This window comes from Flavobacterium sp., assembly GCF_030146175.1.
In the GTDB taxonomy this organism is placed as follows: Bacteria; Bacteroidota; Bacteroidia; order Flavobacteriales; family Flavobacteriaceae; genus Flavobacterium.
On sequence record NZ_JASLCE010000110.1, the window covers coordinates 13,807 to 36,775 of the forward strand.

At 39.3% G+C, this 22,969-nt stretch carries 19 protein-coding genes; 9 read left to right on the forward strand and 10 right to left on the reverse strand.

The window, feature by feature from the left end; translation table 11 throughout:
• Window positions 1-60: 60 nt before the first annotated feature.
• Window positions 61-222: a hypothetical protein gene (locus tag Q1R07_RS12735; RefSeq protein WP_300490863.1), complete on the reverse strand. Its 162-nt coding sequence runs from the start codon at window positions 220-222 to the stop codon at window positions 61-63.
• A gap of 203 nt (window positions 223-425) precedes the next feature.
• On the opposite strand from Q1R07_RS12735, the gene fumC reads away from it, so the two are divergent.
• Both fumC and Q1R07_RS12745 read left to right on the forward strand, forming a co-directional pair.
• On the forward strand, window positions 426-1,823 hold the full coding sequence (fumC, locus tag Q1R07_RS12740) for a class II fumarate hydratase (protein WP_300490866.1): 1,398 nt from the start codon (window positions 426-428) through the stop codon (window positions 1,821-1,823).
• A 73-nt stretch (window positions 1,824-1,896) separates the two neighbouring features.
• Window positions 1,897-2,448, forward strand: coding sequence for a pentapeptide repeat-containing protein (locus Q1R07_RS12745; RefSeq protein ID WP_300490869.1), 552 nt, complete (start codon window positions 1,897-1,899; stop codon window positions 2,446-2,448).
• Window positions 2,449-2,450: 2 nt separating this feature from the next.
• On the opposite strand, the gene Q1R07_RS12750 is transcribed toward Q1R07_RS12745, so the two are convergent.
• Entirely contained in the window at window positions 2,451-3,149 is a 699-nt protein-coding gene (locus tag Q1R07_RS12750; RefSeq protein ID WP_300490872.1) for a DUF1003 domain-containing protein, read from the reverse strand.
• A 19-nt stretch (window positions 3,150-3,168) separates the two neighbouring features.
• The gene (corA, locus tag Q1R07_RS12755; protein WP_300490875.1) at window positions 3,169-4,251 is read right to left on the reverse strand and encodes a magnesium/cobalt transporter CorA; all 1,083 of its coding nucleotides are present in this window, start codon (window positions 4,249-4,251) and stop codon (window positions 3,169-3,171) included.
• A 104-nt stretch (window positions 4,252-4,355) separates the two neighbouring features.
• Here corA and hutI point away from each other — a divergent pair, with 104 nt between their 5' ends.
• A complete protein-coding gene (hutI, locus tag Q1R07_RS12760; protein WP_300490877.1) occupies window positions 4,356-5,594 on the forward strand; it encodes an imidazolonepropionase in 1,239 nt (412 codons plus the stop codon).
• Window positions 5,595-5,648: 54 nt separating this feature from the next.
• On the opposite strand, the gene Q1R07_RS12765 is transcribed toward hutI, so the two are convergent.
• The gene (locus tag Q1R07_RS12765; protein WP_300490880.1) at window positions 5,649-6,524 is read right to left on the reverse strand and encodes a hypothetical protein; all 876 of its coding nucleotides are present in this window, start codon (window positions 6,522-6,524) and stop codon (window positions 5,649-5,651) included.
• A gap of 102 nt (window positions 6,525-6,626) precedes the next feature.
• Between Q1R07_RS12765 and Q1R07_RS12770 the strand changes: the two genes are divergently transcribed.
• The gene (locus Q1R07_RS12770; protein WP_300490883.1) at window positions 6,627-7,661 is read left to right on the forward strand and encodes a formimidoylglutamase; all 1,035 of its coding nucleotides are present in this window, start codon (window positions 6,627-6,629) and stop codon (window positions 7,659-7,661) included.
• Window positions 7,662-7,722: 61 nt separating this feature from the next.
• Window positions 7,723-8,979, forward strand: a complete 1,257-nt coding sequence (locus tag Q1R07_RS12775; RefSeq protein ID WP_300490886.1) for a DEAD/DEAH box helicase — start codon at window positions 7,723-7,725, stop codon at window positions 8,977-8,979.
• A 415-nt stretch (window positions 8,980-9,394) separates the two neighbouring features.
• Here Q1R07_RS12775 and Q1R07_RS12780 read toward each other — a convergent pair whose 3' ends face one another.
• The 4 genes from Q1R07_RS12780 to Q1R07_RS12795 form a co-directional block, all read right to left on the reverse strand.
• Window positions 9,395-10,063: a response regulator transcription factor gene (locus Q1R07_RS12780; RefSeq protein ID WP_300490889.1), complete on the reverse strand. Its 669-nt coding sequence runs from the start codon at window positions 10,061-10,063 to the stop codon at window positions 9,395-9,397.
• Complete coding sequence (locus tag Q1R07_RS12785; protein ID WP_300490893.1) at window positions 10,051-10,827, reverse strand: histidine kinase; 777 nt, start codon at window positions 10,825-10,827, stop codon at window positions 10,051-10,053. Before Q1R07_RS12785 ends, Q1R07_RS12780 begins: the two co-directional genes overlap by 13 nt.
• Window positions 10,806-11,459, reverse strand: a complete 654-nt coding sequence (locus Q1R07_RS12790; RefSeq protein WP_300490896.1) for a hypothetical protein — start codon at window positions 11,457-11,459, stop codon at window positions 10,806-10,808. Before Q1R07_RS12790 ends, Q1R07_RS12785 begins: the two co-directional genes overlap by 22 nt.
• Window positions 11,460-11,562: 103 nt before the next feature.
• A complete protein-coding gene (locus tag Q1R07_RS12795; RefSeq protein WP_300490899.1) occupies window positions 11,563-11,880 on the reverse strand; it encodes a hypothetical protein in 318 nt (105 codons plus the stop codon).
• A 282-nt stretch (window positions 11,881-12,162) separates the two neighbouring features.
• Between Q1R07_RS12795 and Q1R07_RS12800 the strand changes: the two genes are divergently transcribed.
• Window positions 12,163-14,517: a GAF domain-containing protein gene (locus Q1R07_RS12800; protein ID WP_300490902.1), complete on the forward strand. Its 2,355-nt coding sequence runs from the start codon at window positions 12,163-12,165 to the stop codon at window positions 14,515-14,517.
• Between the two features lie 2 nt (window positions 14,518-14,519).
• On the opposite strand, the gene Q1R07_RS12805 is transcribed toward Q1R07_RS12800, so the two are convergent.
• Complete coding sequence (locus tag Q1R07_RS12805) at window positions 14,520-15,707, reverse strand: Pycsar system effector family protein (RefSeq protein ID WP_300490905.1); 1,188 nt, start codon at window positions 15,705-15,707, stop codon at window positions 14,520-14,522.
• Window positions 15,708-15,732: 25 nt separating this feature from the next.
• Here Q1R07_RS12805 and Q1R07_RS12810 point away from each other — a divergent pair, with 25 nt between their 5' ends.
• A complete protein-coding gene (locus Q1R07_RS12810; protein WP_300490908.1) occupies window positions 15,733-19,452 on the forward strand; it encodes a metallophosphoesterase in 3,720 nt (1,239 codons plus the stop codon).
• Here the strand turns inward: Q1R07_RS12810 and Q1R07_RS12815 are convergent.
• Window positions 19,435-20,316 carry a hypothetical protein gene (locus tag Q1R07_RS12815; RefSeq protein ID WP_300490911.1) on the reverse strand — a complete coding sequence of 294 codons (882 nt, stop codon included), beginning with the start codon at window positions 20,314-20,316 and terminating at the stop codon, window positions 19,435-19,437. The two genes, Q1R07_RS12810 and Q1R07_RS12815, sit on opposite strands and share 18 nt — an antisense overlap.
• A 216-nt stretch (window positions 20,317-20,532) precedes the next feature.
• On the opposite strand from Q1R07_RS12815, the gene Q1R07_RS12820 reads away from it, so the two are divergent.
• Both Q1R07_RS12820 and Q1R07_RS12825 read left to right on the forward strand, forming a co-directional pair.
• A complete protein-coding gene (locus tag Q1R07_RS12820; protein WP_300490914.1) occupies window positions 20,533-21,969 on the forward strand; it encodes an MBOAT family O-acyltransferase in 1,437 nt (478 codons plus the stop codon).
• Between the two features lie 5 nt (window positions 21,970-21,974).
• Entirely contained in the window at window positions 21,975-22,922 is a 948-nt protein-coding gene (locus Q1R07_RS12825; protein ID WP_300490916.1) for a hypothetical protein, read from the forward strand.
• Window positions 22,923-22,969: the final 47 nt, after the last annotated feature.

Below are 22,969 nucleotides of genomic sequence, written 5' to 3' on the forward strand. Positions count from 1 at the left end.
TCCCTTTTTTGTAAAATAAAAGGGAACAATCTGTTCCCTTTATATCTTGAATAAATTTAATTATTCTGCTTTCTTTTTATTTCTCTTTTCTTTGATCAATTCGATGATAGCGCCTCCTAGCCAATATTGCACGAAACCTACCAGGAAAATCATTAACCAAAAACCGATGGTTAAGATACATAAGAAAAGTAAAAAGCCTAAATACTGTTGAAATTCAAACATGTTTTCCGGAATTTTGAATACCCGCCAAAGGTAAGCCGAATAATCGGCTTGTCCAATATTTATCAGAAATTTATTTTAATTCATTTTTTTAAGCTGTCGATATTGTCTATTTTTGAAAGGATTTTAAAACACCGTACACGGTTACACACAGGACCGTTTTTATGGTTTTAAATCGACAGTAACAACTTATACACAACAATAAAATGGAATACAGAATAGAAAAAGACACCATGGGTGAAGTGAAAGTTCCGGCAGACAAATACTGGGGAGCTCAGACAGAACGTTCTAGAAACAACTTCAAAATCGGTCCTTCGGGTTCGATGCCAAAAGAAATCGTGGAAGGTTTTGCCTATCTTAAAAAAGCGGCAGCCTATGCCAATCACGATTTAGGGGTGTTAGCAGTAGAAAAAAGAGACGCTATTGCAGCCGTTTGCGATGAGATTTTAGCCGGAAAATTAGACGGTGAATTCCCATTGGTAATCTGGCAAACCGGATCGGGTACGCAAAGTAACATGAACGTAAACGAAGTGATCGCAAACCGTGCTCAGGTATTGGCCGGATTTAAGATCGGAGAAGGTGAAGCTGTTATCAAAGCAAACGACGACGTAAACAAATCACAGTCATCTAACGACACCTATCCTACGGGAATGCATATCGCAGCCTACAAAGCCGTAGTGGAAGTAACCATTCCGGGTGTTGAGAAATTAAGAGATACACTACATGCGAAAGCACAGGAATTTAAAACCGTAGTAAAAATTGGCCGTACGCACTTAATGGATGCTACGCCATTAACCTTAGGTCAGGAGATTTCCGGTTATGTAGCGCAGTTAAATCACGGTTTAAGAGCGGTAAAAAATACACTTGCACACTTATCGGAAGTAGCCTTAGGCGGAACTGCTGTTGGAACAGGATTAAACACTCCGGAAGGATATGACGTAAAAGTAGCCGAGTACATTGCTAAATTTACCGGTCATCCGTTTGTAACAGCCGAAAATAAATTTGAAGCTTTAGCAGCACACGATGCAATTGTAGAAACACATGGCGCTTTAAAACAATTGGCTGTATCGTTAAATAAAATTGCTAACGATATCCGTATGCTGGCATCAGGTCCGCGTTCCGGTATTGGTGAAATTTTCATTCCGGAAAACGAACCGGGATCGTCTATCATGCCAGGAAAAGTAAACCCTACACAATGTGAGGCTTTAACCATGGTATGTGCTCAGGTAATGGGTAACGACGTAGCCATCACAATTGGTGGTACTCAGGGACACTACGAATTAAACGTTTTCAAACCGTTAATGGCGGCTAACTTCCTGCAATCGGCACGTTTATTAGGAGATGCCTGTGTTTCGTTTGACGAGCATTGTGCACAGGGAATTGAGCCAAACCACAAACGAATTAAAGAATTGGTAGACAATTCCTTAATGTTGGTAACGGCTTTAAACACCAAAATCGGATATTACAAAGCGGCTGAAATCGCGCAAACAGCTCATAAAAACGGAACTACTTTAAAAGAAGAAGCGGTACGTTTGGGATATGTGACACCAGAAGATTTCGACGCCTGGGTAAAACCGGAAGACATGGTGGGAAGTTTAAAATAATTATTTCTCAATAGTAAATAAAACCTGTAGTTGTTTCGACACTACAGGTTTTATCATTTCAACCCGATCATATATGTTATTTGAAGATCAACTTTTTGAAAAAGTCAACGTATTGGAAAAAGCCGAATACGACAATTGCCAGTTTATCAATTGTCAGTTTGGGAATGCCTTTTTAAATAATTTTTCATTTTTGGATTGCACCTTTACCGGTTGTGATTTCAGTATGGCAAACGTAAGCGGTACTTCCTTTAAGGATGTCACCTTTACCGATTGTAAATTGCTCGGTGTTAATTTTAACGACTGTAATCCGTTTTTACTACAACTAACGCTTACTCGCTGTAATGTAAAATTGGGCTCTTTTTACGGTTTAAAACTTAAAAGCTCCCGTTTTTCCGATTGTATCCTCGAGGATGTCGATTTTACCGATGCCGATCTGTCCGGGATTCGTTTTCCAAACTGTGATTTCCGTGAAGCCATATTCAACCAGACGATGCTTGAAAAAGCCGATTTCCGCACGGCCGTAAATTATTCGATTGATCCGGGTCGGAATACCATTACCCGCGCCAAATTTGCATATCCGGCGGTTTTGGGATTACTGGACACGTATAAAATCGAAGTCCAATAACCTTACTTTTTATTTTCCATCTTATGAATGATATCATTCATCATGTCGATTTGAATCTTCTGGATTTCCAACATCGACTGTTCCTGATGTAAAATCAGATGGTCAATTTTTTCGTGTAACATGCGTATTTCCAACTCCGACTTTAAATTGATCATGTAATCGTTTTTAGCGCGTTCCCGGTCTTTTTCCTCCTGTCGGTTCTGACTCATCATAATCACCGGTGCCTGTAAAGCTGCGATACAGGAAAGAATCAGATTTAACAATATAAACGGATACGGATCAAAACCTTTATTGGCCAGTAAAAACATATTCAATCCGATCCAGGCGACCAGAAAGAACATAAAGGAAATAATAAACGTCCAGCTACCGCCAAATTCCGCTACCTTATCGGCTATCCGTTGTCCAAAAGTGTACCCTTGCCCCTCTTCTTCCGGTTTATTGAGCACCATCTTTTTGTCTTTCAGCGCATGTAAAACTGTTTTTTCTAATTCGGAAATTTCGCCGACCTCCTTAATCAAAAAGTCCGAAATATATTTTTCCCGGTAGTAATTTAGCTCCCCAACCGACAAATACTGTTCCCGCGAAAACTCCGGATGCTCTTTTAGTATAAAATTCATAATGGAAGCCCGGATGGTTTTCCCGGAAACTTTTTCGGCTGCCGGAAATTCCTTTCCCGAAATGGCGCTTATAAATGTTTTCATATCTTATCGTATCATTGCTTTAAAACCACTTTTTTCTTTTAAAATACGTCACCATCAAAATGGCCAGTATCGCCATAATACCCAGAACCGCAAAATAACCGTTATCCGTTTTTAACTCCGGCATGTTTTCAAAATTCATCCCATAAACCCCTACAATAAACGTCAACGGCATAAAAATAACGGACACCACCGTGAGCACTTTCATAATTTCGTTCATCCGCTGACTTTGGGCCGAAAAATAAAAGTGTGAGGCACTATCCAGTGAATTGGTATCGTAGTCGATCTGCTCCAAAAGTTCGAGACATTTCTGATGCAAACGGGCAAAAAACGTATAATTGGACTGTTCGATTCCATCGTATTGATCATCGTCCTGAAAACTTTTCAGACTATATAACGCATCGCGCAACGGGATAATGGAACGTTTTAGAAAATTCAGATTTTCCCGGTTTTTTTCAATTCGTATCAGCACATCCTGTCGGTAGTTGGTTTTGGATTCGATCATCAACGCCTCAATCCGGTCTTCATAATTTTCGATGGTGATGTAGAAATTTTCGATAATCGCATCCAGCATCAGATACAACAGGTAATCGTTTTTCTTTTTGCGGACAATTCCGGTGGCGGTACGAATACGCTCGCGGATATGGGTAAAAAAGTCACTCCTCTTTTCCTGAAACGAGACGAGCATATTTCCTTTTAGAATAAAACTAATCTGTTCAACACTGATATTGTCCAGATCTTCTCCCGGTAAAATCGATTTGATATTAAAAAACAACATATCGTCCAGTTCTTCGAGCTTGGTTCTTCTCTGGGTATTCAGGATATCGCCCACGAGAAAATTTTGAATTCCAACCAATTCTCCTATCTTCTGAATCAGCCCTACATCGTGTAATCCGTGAATATTAAGCCATTTTACATCATCCTCCTGCAATCTATCGTTGAGTTCTTTTTCAACCTTATTCAGCGTAACTTTTGCATATTCTTCAAAGCGTTTTTCATTGTAAACAAATAACTGCATTCCTACAGGCTCACTGGTGTGAACACCGGTATATTCGTAATAATTGGGCTGAACTTTGCGGACTTTACGATACTTGACTTTTCTCACGGCATAATAATTTTATATAAAGATAGGAGTTTTTAAAATTCCAGTTTATTTTTACAAAAATTATTTAAGCACTTATAAAAGCTGCTCTTTCAAGATAGAATCCTATGAAAATTTTAATCCAGAACATCAAAGAACTACTACAGGTAAGAGAAACACCCGTAGCTAAAGTTTCCGGAGCCGAAATGGCCGTTTTACCCAAAATAGACCATGCTTTCCTATTGATTGAAGACGATCGGATTGCCGATTTTGGTCCGATGGCAGACTGTCCGTCTTCTGAAGGCTGCAAACTGATAGACGCTACCGGTAAAACCGTACTTCCAACGTGGTGCGACAGCCATACGCATATTGTTTATGCCGGCAATCGCGAGCAGGAATTTGTAGATCGGATTAATGGGTTGAGTTATGAAGAGATTGCCAGTCGTGGCGGTGGTATTCTAAATTCGGCTAAAAAGTTACAGGAAACCTCCGAAGAAGAAATTTACAACCAATCGAAAGTACGTTTGGAAGAAGTGATGCGTCAGGGAACCGGAGCGGTAGAAATAAAATCCGGTTACGGACTTACGGTCGAAGCCGAATTAAAAATGCTACGAGTGATCAAACGCTTATCCGAGAACTATCCGATTGCGATCAAAGCGACTTTTTTAGGCGCGCATGCTTTCCCATCCGAATATAAAGAAAACCACGAAGGGTATATCGATTTGATCATTAACGAAATGCTTCCGGCTATTGCCCGCGAAAACCTGGCCGAATATGTCGACGCCTTTCTGGAAACCGGTTATTTTTCGGTAGCCGAAACCGAACGGATTATCGAAGCGGGAAAACAATACGGATTGATCCCAAAAATCCACGTGAATCAATTTACAGCCATTAATGGTATCGAAGCCTGTGTGAAACACGGTGCTTTATCGGTAGACCATTTAGAAATCGTAACCGACGAAGATATCGCTGTTTTAAAAGACAGTATCACGATGCCGGTTGCATTACCAAGCTGTTCCTATTTTATCAGTATTCCGTATACTCCGGCGCGAAAAATGCTACAAGCCGGATTGCCGTTGGCTTTGGCCTCCGATTTTAATCCGGGTACCACGCCATCCGGAAATATGAATTTTGTAGTTGCTACCGCCTGTATCAAAATGAAAATGACACCGGAAGAAGCGATTAATGCAGCGACTATTAACGGCGCTTATGCCATGGGAATTTCCGATACACACGGAAGTATCACCAAAGGAAAAAAAGCGAATATCATCATTACGCAACCGCTTACCTCCTATTACCAGTTGCCATATGCTTTTGGCAGCAACCTGATTGATCAGGTGCTAATCGAAGGTCAGTTTATTCAATAAAAAAAAGAGGAACATAATGTTCCTCTTTTTTGTTGTATTGTCGTTTATCTTTTGTTATTTCAACGTAAAGCTGGTTTTGGATACCAATTCCGCTTTGTCGAAAATATTTACGAAGAATGTTCCGCCTTCGATATTCTCTACCGGTAAATCCTGAGCTACCTGAACGGTTTTGTTTTCATATTTCACCGTTTTAACAAAGCTGTATGTTAATACTTTGTCACCAAAAGTTTCGGTACGTTTTTCTCCCAATACATTGTTTTTGCTGTCAATGATCTGGATATAGTACGTTTTGTCTCCCGATTTGGCTACCTGGTTTTCAGCAATGGTAAAGCTCACTTTCAATACATCAGCTCTACGCGCTTTGTCTGTATCGATTTGTTTTCCGGAACTTCTTTGTTTTACCGCAGTCGTCTGTAAATTCAATACCGTTAATTTAGATGCTTTTTCAACCGTTTTGGCCAACTGGTCGTTTTGTGATACCAATGTATCGTTCACTCTTCTAGCGTCGTTTAATACGGTTTGTGTACTGTCGCGTTGCGTGGTTAAGGCTGCATTTTGTTTTTTCAGCCCATCATTTTCGCGCATCAGATTATCCATTTCACGTTTTAAACGCAGGTAATCGTTTTTAAATTTTGCTAATGAAGCCGCATCGCCCTTTGATTTTTCCAGTTCTTTCTGCAATTGGATCAGTTTTTCTCTTTCTGCCGTCAATTCAGACGAAAGTGAAGTGTTATCCGCTATCGCAGCATCATATTTAGCAATCGCAGCTTGAAGCTCTTCATTTAACTTATCTTTCTCCGACATGATTTTGTTTTCAGAAGTCTGATTATCAGTACTCATCTTGTACATATAGGCCAAACTCCCGATTAACAATAACGACAAAACAACAATAATGGCTTTTAAGCTCGAGTTACTTTTTTGATTTTCCATAGTCACATTTTTTTCAAATTCAATTAGCTATAAAATTATTCATTTCCGTAAAATAACGAAAGTTTTATAGAAAATAGTATTTTTGGATGCAACATTTTTTATATGGAAAAGCTTATCCGATTTACACTAAACGACTTAACGAAAATTACCAATCACCGTAGCGGTGAGATAAAATTCGGAGAAAGGATCCAAACCGTACCCAAGGAAATGGATACGTTGGAATTTCTCCAAACCAGCGATGCCGAATTTGTTTTACTGGGAATTCCGGAAGACATCGGCGTACGTGCCAACCTGGGAAGAGCCGGAACTGCTTCGGCCTGGGAAAGCACTTTAAAAAGCATTGTAAACATCCAGAACAACCGTTTCTGTAAAGGCAGTCAGCTACTGATATTGGGTAGCATTGACGTTTCCGAACAAATGGAAGCCATAAAAACGTTGGACATTACGGACAAAGAAGACCGCAGGCATTTTTTTAAAATGGTCGAAAAAATCGACAAAGAAGTGTCGCATATTGTCTGTCAGATTATCAAAGCCGGAAAAACGCCAATTGTGATTGGTGGCGGACATAATAATGCTTACGGGAACATTAAGGGACTTGCACTGGCAAAAGGAAGAGCCGTTAATGCCATTAATTTTGACGCGCATACCGATTTCCGCGCCTTGGAAGGGCGCCACAGTGGCAACGGGTTTTCGTATGCTTTTGAAGAAGGTTTCCTGAAAAAATATTTTATTTTCGGATTACACGAAAGCTATACTCCAAAAAGCGTACTCGATTCGATTAAAAAAGTAACCGAAAAAATCCGTTATAATACGTACGAACAAATTGCCGTTCGCCGGGAAAAGGACTTTGACGACGAAATGGAAATCGCCTTAAAACATATCGCTACCGATGCTTTTGGTATCGAAATCGATTTGGATGCCCTTCCGGGAATTGCGAGTAGTGCGATGACGCTGAGCGGTTTTTCAGTAGCTGAATTACGCCAGTTTATACACTACTTCGGTCAGAGTAGCAATGCTTCCTATCTACACATTTGCGAAGGCGCTCCGGATCTGGATCAGGACAAAAACAACCATCTTGTAGGGAAATTAATCGCCTATTTGATCACCGATTTTATGAAGGCGAAGCATAATATATAAACAAAACCAATATTTTAAAGTATTTTTGCAAACGATAACTACTAACAGTTATCGTTTTTTTATGCAATTTCAAGACTTAGATTTACTTCGCAATATACAACAGGCGCTTACCGAAGAAGGTTATGAAAACCCGACACCCATTCAGGAACAGGCCATTCCGATCATCATGGAAGGCACTGATCTTGTAGGTTGCGCCCAAACCGGAACGGGAAAAACGGCAGCTTTCGCCATCCCGATCCTGAATTTATTACACCGAATTGTCGGATCTTCAAAGAAAGTAAAACACATTCGTACGCTAATTGTGACACCAACTCGCGAACTGGCGATTCAGATCGGGGAAAGTTTTACTACCTACGGAAAATACACCAATATCCGTACACTGGTTATTTTTGGTGGTGTAAACCAAACACCACAGGTGGATCAGCTTAAAAAAGGCGTTGACGTACTAATAGCCACTCCGGGGCGTTTACTGGACTTACACAAACAAGGTTTTATCGACCTCCATCATATGCACCATCTGGTTTTGGACGAAGCCGATCAGATGCTCGATATGGGTTTTATTAACGATGTTAAAAAGATTATCAAACTAACACCGGACAACCGCCAGACATTATTGTTTTCGGCGACGATGCCACTGGCGATACGCGAATTGGCCGATACGTTCCTGACGCAACCGAAATATGTGTCGGTAGCCCCAATTTCCAGTACTGCCGAAACCGTACAGCAAAAAGTATACTTTGTTGAAAAAGAAGACAAGCGAAAATTATTGTATCATATCATCCGTAACGACAAACTTTCCAACGTTTTGGTTTTTGCCCGAACCAAGCACGGTGCCGACAACGTTGTAAAAGCCTTAAAAAAGAACGGTATTAACGCCGAAGCCATTCACGGAGACAAATCACAGTCGGCGCGTCAACGTGTTCTGGACGGCTTTAAAAGCAAAGAAGTTTCCGTTTTGGTTGCCACTGATATTGCCGCCAGAGGAATCGACATCGAGCAATTGCCGTTTGTGATCAATTTTGATTTACCAAATATTCCCGAAACCTACGTACACCGTATCGGACGAACCGGACGTGCCGGAAATACCGGATTGGCCTTATCCTTTTGCGGAAGAGACGAAAAACCGTATTTACAGGATATTGAAAAACTGACCCGTCAGAAAATTAAAGTTGTGGATGATCATCCGTTTCCATGGAAAGAAGGCGAGAAAAAAGAAGAGCAGCCCGGAGCCAAAAAAGACTTCCGCAACAAAAACAAAAACCAGTCAAAATCACGTAAATCACCGGAATCCAAGAAGAATAAAAAACGTTGGTATTAGTATAAAAGAAAAAAGCAGCCCCCCTATGAGCTGCTTTTTTTTTTCAAAAAAACTAAAGATATGCAAATAAAAACTTATGTATAATAAATAAGGTTTTCTAGATAAAAAAATAAAAATGCTGAACTGTTAGCCGCTCAGCATTTTAACCCAAAATTAAAAGAACTTCACTAACTAAAATACACCATAAATGATGTAAAAGAGACCATATTTATTATCAACTTAAAAAGTTTAGGAACACACAGTTAATAAATCAATAAAGGGCAATATGGTCTTTTTTAAACTTACTAAATGAAAAACTCTATTGAGACAAAATTCCACATTCCTGAGCTAAAATGCAATACGTAAAAATACTGATTTTCTATCCGGTAAAACACGTGGTTTTCCCACAAACAGGGGGATTTCACCGTTAATGAAGTTATAATTCGGTTAATTCCTCGATTGAAATCAACTGGTGGCGAAGTGCAAAAAGAATTACACCAATGAAGTTTTTGGAGTTGGTTTTCTCCATAATGCGTTTGCGGTGCGTTTCCACGGTACGCACATTAATATGCAGCTTGTCGGCAATTTCGATACTGCTCAGCTCTTTACAAGCCATACGGATCACATCCATTTCCCGATCGGAAATTGTAATTGACGAAGCGGTAATTTTTGGTTTGTTGTTTTTCTCCCATAAAATCGCTTCCCGCAATACCATTCCCAATTCCTGTCCGAAATAGAAATCCTTATCCCGAATGCTTTTTATGGCATTTTCAAGCTGTTCCGGTTCGGAGTTTTTGGTAAAGAAACCATGTGCGCCCAATTCCATCACCTTATGAATACTTTCTTTGGTGGTGAGTTGTGAGACGATGAGTACTTTCATTTCCGGATAATGCTTACGGATATGTTCACAGGTTTCAAAACCATCCATACCCGGCATTTGAATATCCAATAACAATAAATCCAGTGTATGATCCTGAATCTGATCCAATAGATCGAGCCCGTTCTGGGCTTCCAGAACGACATTGGTATTTTCAAAAGAATTGATCAAAAAGGACAAACTTTTTCTAAAAAGTTTATGATCGTCCACAATACCTACTCTAAGCACTTTTCTTTCTTTAATGTAATGGTGAAACTATTTCCGGTTTCGATTTCATTCTGAACAAAATCGGCACCGACAATCTTTAATCGGGAGTTAATATTTTTAACGCCCGTTCCTTTTGATGTAGCCAAAAGTTGTGTAAAGTTAATCGGAATTCCGTTATCCTGTAGCGTAATTGTAAAAAAAGTGTCAGAAAGTACCATTGTTACGATCGATTCTGTCACTTTTCCATATTTGATCATATTGGTTGTAAACTCCTGAACAATACGAAACAACTCATAGGCAACCGGAGCGGCTATTTTAAATTCCTCCTGATTACTCACCACTTTAAAATCGATTTCCGTTTTCTTTTTCAATCCGTCCAGATAATCCGTAAGTGCTGTAACCAAACCGTATGTTTCCAATAGCGGTGGCATAATATTATAGGAAACTTTACGGGTATTTTCCAGTGCCATTTCGACACCGGAGCGGATTTCGTCAAAAATCTCCTGATTTCCGACAATACTTCCGTTTCGTTGTAAGATTGTTAAGTAATTCCGAATCGCATTCAGATCGCCGGACACACTATCGTGCAAATCGGCTGCGATACGTTTTCGTTCATTTTTTTCGGTTTCCAGAGAGGTTTTCAGTAACAACTCCGTTTCTTTCCGTTTCATTTTGTAGAAATGATTCTGGTAGTACAATACCAGCGATAGTAAACCAAAAGCCAGGAAAAGCATTCCAAGCGTTCCCAACCAAAAAGCAATTTTTATTTCTTCTGAATTCTCCATATCCCTACCATTAAAAATATATTTTTGATGATATTCAAGATTAGATTAAAAACCCAAAAATCCTCGAACACGAGGGTTGGAGTTTGATCAATAATATCACCCATCAAAAATAGAAATAAGGTACCGGAAAAGTAGAAAATAAAACCCGATATATAGTAAAAAAGTGGAAAATTCCACAGGTATTGTTCGGACAGATTATGGAAGACGTCTTTAAACCACAGAATAACAAAAGTATAGACGAATATCGCTTCGATAAGCGACAGGTAGGAATCGCCCTTTAAATGACTCCATTTGTTCCAAACAAAGAGCAAGCCGATAAAGGTGAGCAGAAAAACGGTACCGAAAAAGTAGAAAAGTGGCCGGTATCGCTTTTTAAAAACCTTCCAAAAGAAATAAAAAAGCACAAAAAACTCCGGTAATAGATAGGCTCGGAACCAAATATCGGAATTCAATTTAAGGATTAGCGTACAAATGAGCTCATAGGCACTGGCTATAAAAGTGAGCCAGACAAAAGGAGCTATATAGGCAGCCTGTGGAGGCAATTGCCGCTGTCGTTTCCGGATAAGGAATAGAATCAGGGGAATAAAGCCTACGAATGTTGACGTTACCGCTATAGCATATACTGGTCTCAAAATAGGTCCGATTGAGGTTTTTGAAATTACGCAAATATATAAACTAAAACCTGTCGGATTTCCCAACAGGTTTAAAAATTAGATTTTAAAACAGAATAGCTAACTATCCCTGGAATAACGGACTGGCAATATCGCACATATCCGGGCAACGTACCCCTCTGTCGAATATTTTACCATCCACCATATCGCTACCTTCGGCATTTACGCCAACCACAACAATATTCGGGCAGTCTTCTTCTTCGTTATAACCGTTATAGATTCGGATTCCTACACATCCCTCCTGATTTAGAACATCCTGTACATGCTCAGCTCCAAAAGCAAATGCTTTCACTCCTTTTGGAAACCTTGCGTTGTGTGCTTTCACATAGGTCATTGCTTGTTCTAAACTAATCGCTTCTCCTAAACTTTTACTAAATTCCATTTTGATTATATTAAAATTCTCCGCGAAATTAGGGATCGCTACTTTTTATGAAAATACCTGTAAACACGTAAATTTGTACGTATAAATACGTAACGGCAACCTTTTTTTATCCCTACTTTCCCGGATAAAAGGTCTGCAATCAAAATAATTTGGGCAATTTTACGGATTAATCAACAGTTGAAACAGGGTGTTTATACCTGTTTTTTCGCACTTTTTTAGCTACCTCCGGAGCATCGCATTACAATATTTATTAGTAATTTTACAGCACCAAATGCAATGAAGATGAATCTGAACCAATACCCCGAAAGTCCCTTTAAAATCAAAGTATCCTTTCATAAAGTATTAGAGACCCTGGAACACATTGCCCACTCGGATGATACCGATTATCGTTCCAACTATGCCAAAGCCTTATTGAAAGAAGCTGCTACGGTTCCGGAATTACGGGACGGGATTACCTCATATGATCAGATTCAGCAACAGGAAAAGCTAATTCACAATTTACTGGCCGACCTTTTCCCTACGGCCTTAACCCATAACGAAATCAAAGCGGTTACGGTTCCTTTTCAAAACATTACGTTTAATTATACCGAACGCTTTAAAAAAATACTAAAAGAAGCCGGAAAAGACTTCGATATGACCATCCGGGATTTTGATCAACATCAGTTTTATATTCTGAACTGCTGTCTGATTTTAAACTCCTTTTACAATCGGGATTTTGATTTTAGTCGACCGCTTTTCTACGATATTCCGGACAAAGACGGAATTATCCGCCATTATCGGATTATGTATAACGCCGATTTTATGGAAATTATTCCAACGGAAAAATCGGTAAAACTTACCGAAGAAGACATCGATTTATTGATTGACAACTTCGATAACATTGCTTTGTGGAAAGAAAAATTCCCACAGGAAAGTTGGATTTTAAAAGGATTCGGTATTGTGATTCTCTTTGATGCGACGATAGAAAATTCGGTTTCCAACCTAAAAAGTAATTTACTGAAACCGGACAAACAGAAACTAAACGACGACAATAGTACAGAGACAATTTTCCGTTCCATCTATAAAATACCGGATTTACGGATTGGTTTTACGCCCTATAACAGCGAAGAACAAAAATTTGAGCTGGTTCCCAATCGGAAATTCACCAGTTTTATCCTCACACACGAATGCAAAAATGCGTTGTGTAGTAGTTCGTTTGAAACCCTTATCCGCGAAAAGAAATATTTTGCAATATCCGATACCATGCGTTTTGTGGAATGTTCGGAAGACAAATCTTTAGGCAAACATCTGTTGGCGCAAAACATCAGAAGCTGTATTTTGGCTCCGGTTGTAAAAGACGACAAAATACTTGGGATTATCGAACTCGCTTCGTCTTATCCACAAAAACTGAACAGTTTAAATGCTAACAAACTTGAGTTGATCATGCCATTTTTGGTCGATACGGTCGATCGGTACCATTCTGAATGGCAAAACCATATCGAAGCGGTTATTCAAAAAGAATATACCGCCATTCACCCGAGTGTATACTGGAAATTCAAGATCGAAGCCGAAAACTATTTAACCGAAAGCAGTCAGGAAAAAGAATATATTTTCAAAGAGATTGTCTTTAAAAACGTATACCCGCTCTACGGTCAGATTGACATTAAAGGATCGTCGGATGCCCGAAATAAAACGGTACAAGAGGATTTAAAAAATCAATTGGAAATGATCATCTCCATTCTGGAACAGCTGAAATCCGGAGTAAACCTGATGTTACTGGAACAACGTAAATTTGAAATTGAATCCTTATTAAAAGAATTGGCCGCTTCATTAAAAGCCGATACCGAACAACAGATTCAGATTTATATTCAGAATGAGATCCATCCGATCCTGAAAAATGCGAAAAGTAACCATTTGGAAGAAGAGCTTATTGATGCTTATTTCGAAAAACTGGATGAAAAAACCGGAACCTTTTATGATTCCCGTAGAAAATTTGATCTCGCTTTATCACTTACCAATAAAAAAATGGCTTCCATTCTCGATGCCAAACAGGTAGAAGCACAAACGATTTTCCCGCATTATTACGAGCGTTTCAAAACCGATGGTGTGGAACACAACCTCTATATCGGGGCTTCCATCGCGCCACAACGGAATTTTGATCTGATGTTTTTACAGAACCTTCGTTTATGGCAGTTACAAGCCTTATGCGAAATGGAAATCGAACACGAGAAACTTAAATTATCATTACCTTTCCAATTGGAAGTGACTTCGTTGGTACTTGTTTTCAGTTCGCCTATTGCGATTCGTTTCCGTATGGATGAAAAACGTTTTGACATAGACGGTACTTATAATGCCCGTTATGAAGTGGTTAAAAAGCGAATTGACAAAGCCCATATCCGCGGAACGGACGAACGCATCACCGAACAGGGTAAAATCACGATTGTTTATTCGCATCTTGCCGAAGAAACCGAATACAAAAAGTACATTCAGTTCCTGCAATTCAAAGGCATTCTGGAGCCAAATATCGAAAGTTTTGACGTCGAAAGCCTACAAGGTGTTTCCGGCTTAAAAGCCCTTCGCGTAAAAGTGAATTACAAATCGCAAAAAGGGACAACCCGAACGTATAGCTATCAGGAATTACTGGACGAACTGAAATAAGATCAAACGCCCAGTGAACGGAATGCGATTACGAATACAATTACCGAAAAGATAATCCCGATCATAAAGATCGTATAGGTGATGCGCAATAATTTGTATTTGCGATCCAATACCAATCCGAGGTAATATAGATCCTTGATCATGGAATTATACAAATAATCCCGGTCTTTCATCATGACGTTCATCGCCCATTGGTATTCGTCGATTGGCATTTTGTAAAAATTCCCAAAAAAGAGCAGATTCACTTTTTTATCTTCGATATCCTTACGGGTAAAGGTTCCGCTGGTTACTTTGGGACGGGTTGACAATATGGCAAAAATGATCGACAATACGCTAAACATAATCATCGTAAACGTTGGTATGATCAAATGCGAATTACTCGGACTGTCCAATTTAGGTACCAAAGTCGATAGTGCGATGGAAATGATAATCGCATTAACCGATAAAAGAATATTCGCCTTACTGTCGGCAATATCGCTCAATCGCGTATGATTGCTTAGCGTCACACGAAACATCGTATCAATACCGCGTTCGGGACGTTCCAGTTTTTCCAGTTTCTTTTTTTTGATATTCGATTTCGAATCGGCTCTATCTTCCGTTAATTTCTGGATGATTCGCTGGCACTCGATCGTATTTTTTTCTTTTTTCGGTTGCCAGTTGGTTTTGGCAAAATCGGTATAATAACGGTGACATTGTACCATCATGGCCCGGTTTCCCATAGCCCATTCCAGATCGGTATAATTCTTTTGTTGCGTTAGTTTCCATTCTTCGCGCAAAAGTTCGCTCAGCTCACTATAATTATCGGCTGCAAAATGAAAATAATCGGCATCCTTGATAATCTTTTGCGCCAGATTTTCCGGTTCCCGATCGATTTTCGTAGCCCGGATAATTTCTTTTACTTCTTCAATATACGCCTCGGATTTCTCTTGCCCCCGAAGGAATTTTTCTACAATATGCGTTCCACATTCTTCGTGTTCGGTACAACCTTCCGTATAACCGGTATCGTGAAACCAGGCCGCTATCATAATTTTCTCAGCCGTATCGGGATCAACTTTTTCATTTTCAACAAGTTGTTTGGCCGCAGACACCACCCGTACAGTATGATTAAAATTATGGTAAGTATATGAAATAGAAAGTTTATCTTTGAGTAAGGCGAAAACGTAATTTTCAGCTTGTTCTATAATATTCATAAGCCAATTTTTATCCCTCTAAATTATGAAATTGTTTTGGTTAAGTATTGATAAGAAACGTAATTATATACTATTTCAGTATGTATTGTTTATTTTATTATTCCAATCCTGTGCCACCCATACCATCCAGACGGGTAAAAATCTTACCGATACAATTGACAACCAAGCGATAAGCAAAAGTCCGGAGTACCAATTATATTTGGTGGGCGATGCCGGAAATTCGGATGAAAGCAACGGTCAGCAAACACTTAAATCGATGGAAACCCAATTAAAAAACGCAGGGAAAAACACCACCTTACTGTTTTTGGGTGATAATATTTATCCGTACGGTTTTCCGGATTCCAAAAACGAAGCCGCACAACAACTGGCCCGACAAAAACTAGACAATCAGATACAAATGGGGAAATCATTTCCCGGTAAAACTATTTTTATTCCGGGGAATCATGACTGGTACAGTGGCGTAAAAGGACTGGAACGTCAGGAAAAATATGTGATTGATCAATTAAAAGACAAAAAAGCATTTTTACCCCGAAAAGGTTGTGCTATTGACGATATCAAGCTGAGCGACCGTATCACTATGATCACAATTGATAGTGAGTGGTACCTTGAAAACTGGGATCAACATCCCACGATAAACGACAATTGCAACATCAAAACCCGGGACGATTTTTTTGAGGAACTCGAAAGTTTGATCAACAAAAATCAGGACAAAACCATTGTTCTGGCTATTCACCATCCGCTGATGAGCAATGGCTCACACGGAGGCCAGTTTTCACTTCGAAAAGAACTGTTTCCACTGGAAAAAGACATCCCCTTGCCTTTTGTTGGTTCGTTGATCAACCTGATCCGGAAAACCTCCGGAATTAGTCCGCAGGATATCCAAAACAAACAATATACTGCCTTAACCAAAAGAATCAAAACCCTGATTCAGGGCAAAGACAATATCGTAGTCGTTTCCGGCCACGATCATAATTTGCAATATATCGAACACAACAACATCAAACAGGTGATTAGTGGTTCCGGATCGAAAAGAGAAGCCGCAAGAAGCATCTTTCCAAACGACTTCTCCTCTGGCGACAACGGTTATGCCCGACTGGATTTTGACGCAGACGGTTCGGTAGCATTGACCTTTTTCGATAAAAATAATACGACTCTATACCAGCAAACTATTATTAAACCAGAAACCGAAACGCACCCGGCTTCCTATCCCGATACTTTTCCGGCCATTACCAAAGCTTCTATTTATTCGAAAAAAATGACCTCCAAAAGTGGTTTTTACCGTTTTTTATGGGGCGAACACTACCGTAAGTATTATAGTATGCCGATAATGGTGCAAACGGCGACACTCGACACCCTTATGGGCGGATTAAAACCCGTGCGTGCCGGCGGTGGTCATCAGTCAAAATCCCTGCGATTAAAAGACGAAAATGGCAAAGAATTCGTCATGCGTGCCTTAAAAAAGAGTGCCTCCCGATTTTTGCAATCGGTAGCTTTTAAAGATCAGTTTGTCGAAAATGAGTTTGAAAACACTTTTGCAGAGAATTTCCTATTGGATTTTTATACCTCATCCCACCCCTATATTCCCTTTATGGTGGGCAATCTGGCCCAGCCTATAGGTGTAAGCGCGACCAATCCGAAACTGTATTACATTCCAAAACAGGCGGCATTAGGCGCTTTTAATGACCGTTTTGGTGACGAATTGTATATGATTGAAGAACGTCCGAGCGACAGTCATGCGGAACACGAAAGCTTTGGTGAAGCGGATGCCATAGTGGGTACCGACGATGTGTTGAAAAACCTAAAAAAGGACGAAAAATACAAAATCAACGAGAGCGAATATATCAAAGCGCGCTTGTTTGACATGCTGATAGGCGACTGGGATCGTCACAGTGATCAATGGCGATGGGCCGAAAACAAAGAAGGAAACACTATCGTATACCGTCCGATTCCAAGAGACCGCGATCAGGCTTTTAGCAAATATGACGGTGCCTTGCTTTCTCCATTGATGCGCGTTCCGGCCTTACGTCATATGCAGGGTTTTGGCGAAAACATCCGCAGTGTCAAATGGTTTAATATGGAACCCTACCCTATGGATCTTGCTTTTGCCGCCAATGCTACCGAAAACGACTGGATCGCACAAGCCCGATATATCCACGACAATCTAACCGATGCGCTAATTGACAATGCTTTTTTTAACCTACCGGAAGAAGTAAACGATGCTACGATCGAAGACATCAAAAAGAAATTAAAAATCCGTAAGACACATTTGGAACAATATGCTTCCGAATATTACAAAGTGTTGCACAAAACCGTACTGATTGTCGGTACGGATAAAAAAGACAAATTTATAATCGACCGAACCAACAACGGCTCCGTAACGGTTTCCAACATCCGCTTAAAAAATAGCGGTGAAGAATTGATCAACTCCAAAACCTATCCCGATAGCGAAACAAAAGAAATCTGGATTTACGGGCTAAATGATGATGATCAGTTTGAAGTAAAAGGCGACGGGAAATCCAAAATCAAAATCCGACTGCTTGGTGGTCAGAATCACGATACGTATACCGTTGAAAATGGCAAAAAAGTAATTGTGTACGATTTTAAATCCAAAGAGAACACCTATTCGCTGGACGGTAAAACCCGTAAATTCCTAACCGACGATTACGAAATCAACTCCTACGATTACAAAAAACCGAAGTACAACGCTTTTAACAGTCTGCCGACAATCGGTTATAACCCGGACGACGGTTTTAAACTCGGAATGGTTGGTTCCTACACCGTTAATGGATTTAATCGTGCGCCGTATTCGAGTATGCACGGCTTTAAAGCCAACTATTATTTTGCGACCCACGGTTTTGAATTAACCTATAATGCGGTAGTAACAAAAGTAATTGGTGACTGGCAGTTTGAATTTGAAGCACGCTTTACAAGTCCGAATTTTGCGATCAATCATTTCGGATATGGAAACGAAACCGAAAACCAGGACGAAACACTCGGAATGGATTACAATCGGGTTCGCATCCAATCGTATAAAGCGGCTCCAGCACTACGAAAAATAGGCCGAAACGGCAGCGATATGCAAATCGAAGCGACTTTTGAGAATATCGAGGTGGAAGATACCCAAAACCGTTATATCAATATTCCAGGTGTGATTAATCCGAAAGTATTCGAAAACCTGCAATTTGCCGGACTGAACTTTAAATACGGCTTTGAAAATTACGATAATCCGTCGCTTCCCACTATGGGTATGGGCTTTTCGATCCTGGGAAGCTGGAAGATGAATCTATCCGACACCAATCGCAATTTCCCGTATATCGAAAGCAAACTGAACTTCAATCATAAAATTGATCCGGAAGGAAAACTGGTACTGGCTACGATTTTAAAGGGGAAATTTTTACTCAACAACAATTTCGAGTTTTATCAGGGCGCTACCATTGGCGGCGACCATGATATCCGCGGTTTCCGAAACGAACGCTTTTTAGGGAAACAGGCTTTTTACCAAAGTTCCGATTTGCGCCTTACACTCGGAAAAATCCGTAAAAGTATTATCCCGATGACTTTCGGAATGATTGGCGGATTTGATTACGGTCGCGTATGGCTAGACGGTCAGGATTCCCAAAAATGGCACAACTCCTATGGTGGCGGTTTATGGCTAAACGGATTAAATGTGATCACCGCACGGGTGACTTATTTCAGAAGTAACGAAGACGGTCGGATTGCATTTGGATTAGGATTTGGTTTTTAAGGTTTTTATAGCAACCTCATAGACCTTACCCCCATTTTTTTTGACTTTTTCATCCGCAATAATCAACGTGTCCTTATCGGTAAAGGTAATGGCTTCTTTTTGCGACATATGATTCAGTTCCAGTCGGGTTACTTTTCCGTTAAAGAAATCGTCGTTTTTAAAATCTTCGAACAACCATACTTTCGTATGACTTAACAGTACCATCTGTTTGCCATCTGGGCTAATTGCCGCACTGGTAACCGCGCAATGGTTATAGATATCGCAGGTTTTAAACGATCCCAATAATTCGGCTTTATGATTTCCGGCTTTATTGGGCACGCGATATAACAAGGTTGTTCCGTCGAATCCTTTGCTACGGTTTTTAGTAAATAGGTAGAAATTGTCTTTCCAGATAAAAAAACCTTCTACATCATACCATAATTCTGTTTTTTTAGGTGGAAAAGCTTTTTGTTCCGGATAAGAAAAATGAATACTCGCACTGGAATTGGCTTCCGGTTGCGCTAAATCGGCCGCATTGACTTTATAAATCACCAAATCCTTACGCGTATTATCGTTATTTCCGAAATCGCCTATATACATATTTTTATGTTCATCCATCGTGAGATCTTCCCAATCGGTATTGGTTGCATTCCCAACCGTTACCGTATGTTGAATCGCTCCTTCCCGATCCAATTGGTACAGTTTATTTTCATTACCGCTATCCTCGATCACCCACAAACTTTTACCGGTATCGGAAGTTGTGATTCCCGATACTTCTTTTAATTTTTTAGGAAGTTGAAACAAAACCGGTAATTCTTTTTTGGTTGTACAACAAAAAAGTACAGTAAGACTAAGCAGGAAAAAAGTCGTTTTGATCGTTTTCATAACAGCGTGAATTCTTATTTCTTTCAAAGATAGTACAGTTCCGTCATAAAAAACAAAAGTCAGGCGTATTCCTAACCAAAGGTAAAAACGATTATTTTGCTGTACAATTCTATCAGATCGATTCTATTGTGATTTCTTTTAATTACTTTTAGCGGACTTAAGCCAATATGAATTTTAAATATGATGATCAAAAAAAGCTTTTAAACGAACCCATAAATGTTATTCACTTCCATTCATTTTGCTATTTTCCTTCCTGTCATTTTTATTTTATACTGGTTTGTATTTTACAAGAATCTAAGAACACAGAATTGTTTATTACTCGTTGCGAGCTATTATTTTTATGGCTGTTGGGATTGGCGTTTTTTGTTTTTGTTATTATTTTCGACACTTCTGGATTATTATACCGGAATAAAAATTCAGGAATCACAAAATAGTCATTCCCGGAAATTCTGGTTATGGTTGAGTATTGGTATTAACCTTGGGTTTTTAGGTATTTTTAAATACTATAATTTTTTTATTGAATCCTTTACTGCGGCTCTTACTCATTTTGGAGTTCAGGTCAATCCGCATTTCTTAACACTAGTACTTCCCGTTGGGATTTCGTTTTATACCTTCCATGGTTTGTCATATGTAATCGACATTTATAAAGGTCGTATCCAATCGGAACGGAATTTTATCGAGTATGCTGTGTTTGTTAGTTTTTTTCCATTATTGGTAGCCGGGCCAATTGAACGCGCCACGCATTTGCTTCCTCAGATCAAAAAAGAACGTCATTTTGATTATAGCAAGGCTGTCGACGGATTGCGTCAGATTTTATGGGGCTTTTTTAAAAAGGTGGTTATCGCCGATAATTGCGCGTTCTATGTTAACGAATTTTTTAATACCCCGGATGCCTATTCCGGAAGCACTTTACTTTTAGGCGCCCTATTATTCTCGTTTCAGATTTATGGTGATTTCTCCGGATATACCGATATTGCATTAGGAACAGCGCGTTTATTCGGAATTGAACTACTTCAAAATTTTGCATTTCCCTACTTTTCAAGAGACATTGCCGAATTCTGGCGTCGCTGGCATATTTCGCTTTCGTCCTGGTTCCGGGATTATGTTTATATTCCACTGGGAGGAAGTAAAAGCAGTTTTTGGATAAAAATACGCAACATCTTTATCATCTTTATTCTAAGCGGATTCTGGCATGGTGCGAACGGGACTTTTATCGTTTGGGGAATTCTAAATGCGTTTTATTTTCTTCCTTTATTTATAACTGGAAAAAACCGAAATCACCTTGAAATTGTAGGATTGCAAACAAAAGTAACCTTAAGAGATATCCTTAACATATTCGTTACATTTGGTTTAACAACTTTAGCCTGGGTCTTTTTCCGTGCCGAAAGTATTCCGGCAGCCATAACCTATTTATCGGGTATTTTTTCTCCGTCGCTATTCTCCAATTTAAACAATTACCATTCTAAGGATCTTATTATTTTAATTCTATTTTTTATGACAATTGAATGGTTTGGCCGAAAAGATCAATATGCCATTCAAACCATGGGATTGCAATGGAAAAGACAATATCGCTATGCCTTTTATTCCGTATTAATCCTTCTCGTCATTTGGTATTCGGGTAATGATCAGACCTTTATTTATTTTCAATTTTAATTATAATGAAACGATTTATTTGCAAACTGTTCTATTTTACCGGACCATTATTCCTAATCGTCGTTCTTATAGAATTCGGGTTACGATACGCAATACCGAACGATTATAAATATAAAAAAGCCTGTCTCGACGCTAATGCTTCCCGGATTACAACTTTGATTCTTGGAAGTTCGCATGCGTATTTTGGTTTAAATCCGGAATATTTTGATTCCGAAACCTATAATGCTGCTCATACATCACAGACAATATACTACGATTATGCTATTTATAAAAAGTACGAAAAGCAATTAACACAACTTAAGACAGTAATTTTTCCGATATCGTCCTTTACGTTCTACTTTGATATTAAAAAGGAAAAACAACAGCCTTTTCTAAAAAACTATTCCCTCTATTACGATTTTGACAAAACCTCTTTTTTAAGGTATTTTGAAATTACCAATAATAGATCGCCTTTAGACTTAAAAAAAATAACGGCTCTACTATCTTCAACAGATTCCGGTACTCTTTGCTCCACATCCGGTTGGGGATATATTAATAAATGGGGAAAAACTCCTACTGATCATTTACTTTTTTTAAAGAATTCCGGAAAAATAGCTGCTAAAAAACACACCCGGGACATTTGTTCAAAACCCGTACAAGAGCTTTATACCTATAACCTCAGCTTACTTGAGATGTTGATTACCGATTGCAAACGGCATAATATAACAATCTTATTTTTTACGCCACCGGCTTTCCAAACGTATCGCGATAATCTGGATAAAAAACAATTACAGCATACCATTAAAACAATAGAAAACCTCGTTGCAAAACACGAACACTGTCGTTATATCAATCTGTTGGACGATCCCCGATTTACAGCGAACGATTTCTATGATACCGATCATTTAAATGCAAGCGGAGCCAAAAAACTATCGACATACCTTAATAAACGCACTAATAATACTCTAAACTAGAAACTGTAATCGCATTTTTAATAGCAACTTAACAAACAGAGAATTCA

Coding starts and splice junctions, on each gene's coding strand:
- Q1R07_RS12785 (WP_300490893.1), bottom strand. CDS start 10,827: ATGGAGAATTCAGAAGAAATAAAAATTGCTTTTTGGTTGGGAACGCTT.
- Q1R07_RS12770 (WP_300490883.1), top strand. CDS start 6,627: ATGGAAAAGCTTATCCGATTTACACTAAACGACTTAACGAAAATTACC.
- Q1R07_RS12825 (WP_300490916.1), top strand. CDS start 21,975: ATGAAACGATTTATTTGCAAACTGTTCTATTTTACCGGACCATTATTC.
- Q1R07_RS12775 (WP_300490886.1), top strand. CDS start 7,723: ATGCAATTTCAAGACTTAGATTTACTTCGCAATATACAACAGGCGCTT.
- Q1R07_RS12750 (WP_300490872.1), bottom strand. CDS start 3,149: ATGAAAACATTTATAAGCGCCATTTCGGGAAAGGAATTTCCGGCAGCC.
- hutI (WP_300490877.1), top strand. CDS start 4,356: ATGAAAATTTTAATCCAGAACATCAAAGAACTACTACAGGTAAGAGAA.
- Q1R07_RS12815 (WP_300490911.1), bottom strand. CDS start 20,316: ATGAAAACGATCAAAACGACTTTTTTCCTGCTTAGTCTTACTGTACTT.
- Q1R07_RS12800 (WP_300490902.1), top strand. CDS start 12,163: ATGAATCTGAACCAATACCCCGAAAGTCCCTTTAAAATCAAAGTATCC.
- Q1R07_RS12805 (WP_300490905.1), bottom strand. CDS start 15,707: ATGAATATTATAGAACAAGCTGAAAATTACGTTTTCGCCTTACTCAAA.
- Q1R07_RS12735 (WP_300490863.1), bottom strand. CDS start 222: ATGTTTGAATTTCAACAGTATTTAGGCTTTTTACTTTTCTTATGTATC.
- Q1R07_RS12810 (WP_300490908.1), top strand. CDS start 15,733: ATGAAATTGTTTTGGTTAAGTATTGATAAGAAACGTAATTATATACTA.
- Q1R07_RS12745 (WP_300490869.1), top strand. CDS start 1,897: ATGTTATTTGAAGATCAACTTTTTGAAAAAGTCAACGTATTGGAAAAA.
- fumC (WP_300490866.1), top strand. CDS start 426: ATGGAATACAGAATAGAAAAAGACACCATGGGTGAAGTGAAAGTTCCG.
- Q1R07_RS12795 (WP_300490899.1), bottom strand. CDS start 11,880: ATGGAATTTAGTAAAAGTTTAGGAGAAGCGATTAGTTTAGAACAAGCA.
- Q1R07_RS12820 (WP_300490914.1), top strand. CDS start 20,533: ATGTTATTCACTTCCATTCATTTTGCTATTTTCCTTCCTGTCATTTTT.
- Q1R07_RS12765 (WP_300490880.1), bottom strand. CDS start 6,524: ATGGAAAATCAAAAAAGTAACTCGAGCTTAAAAGCCATTATTGTTGTT.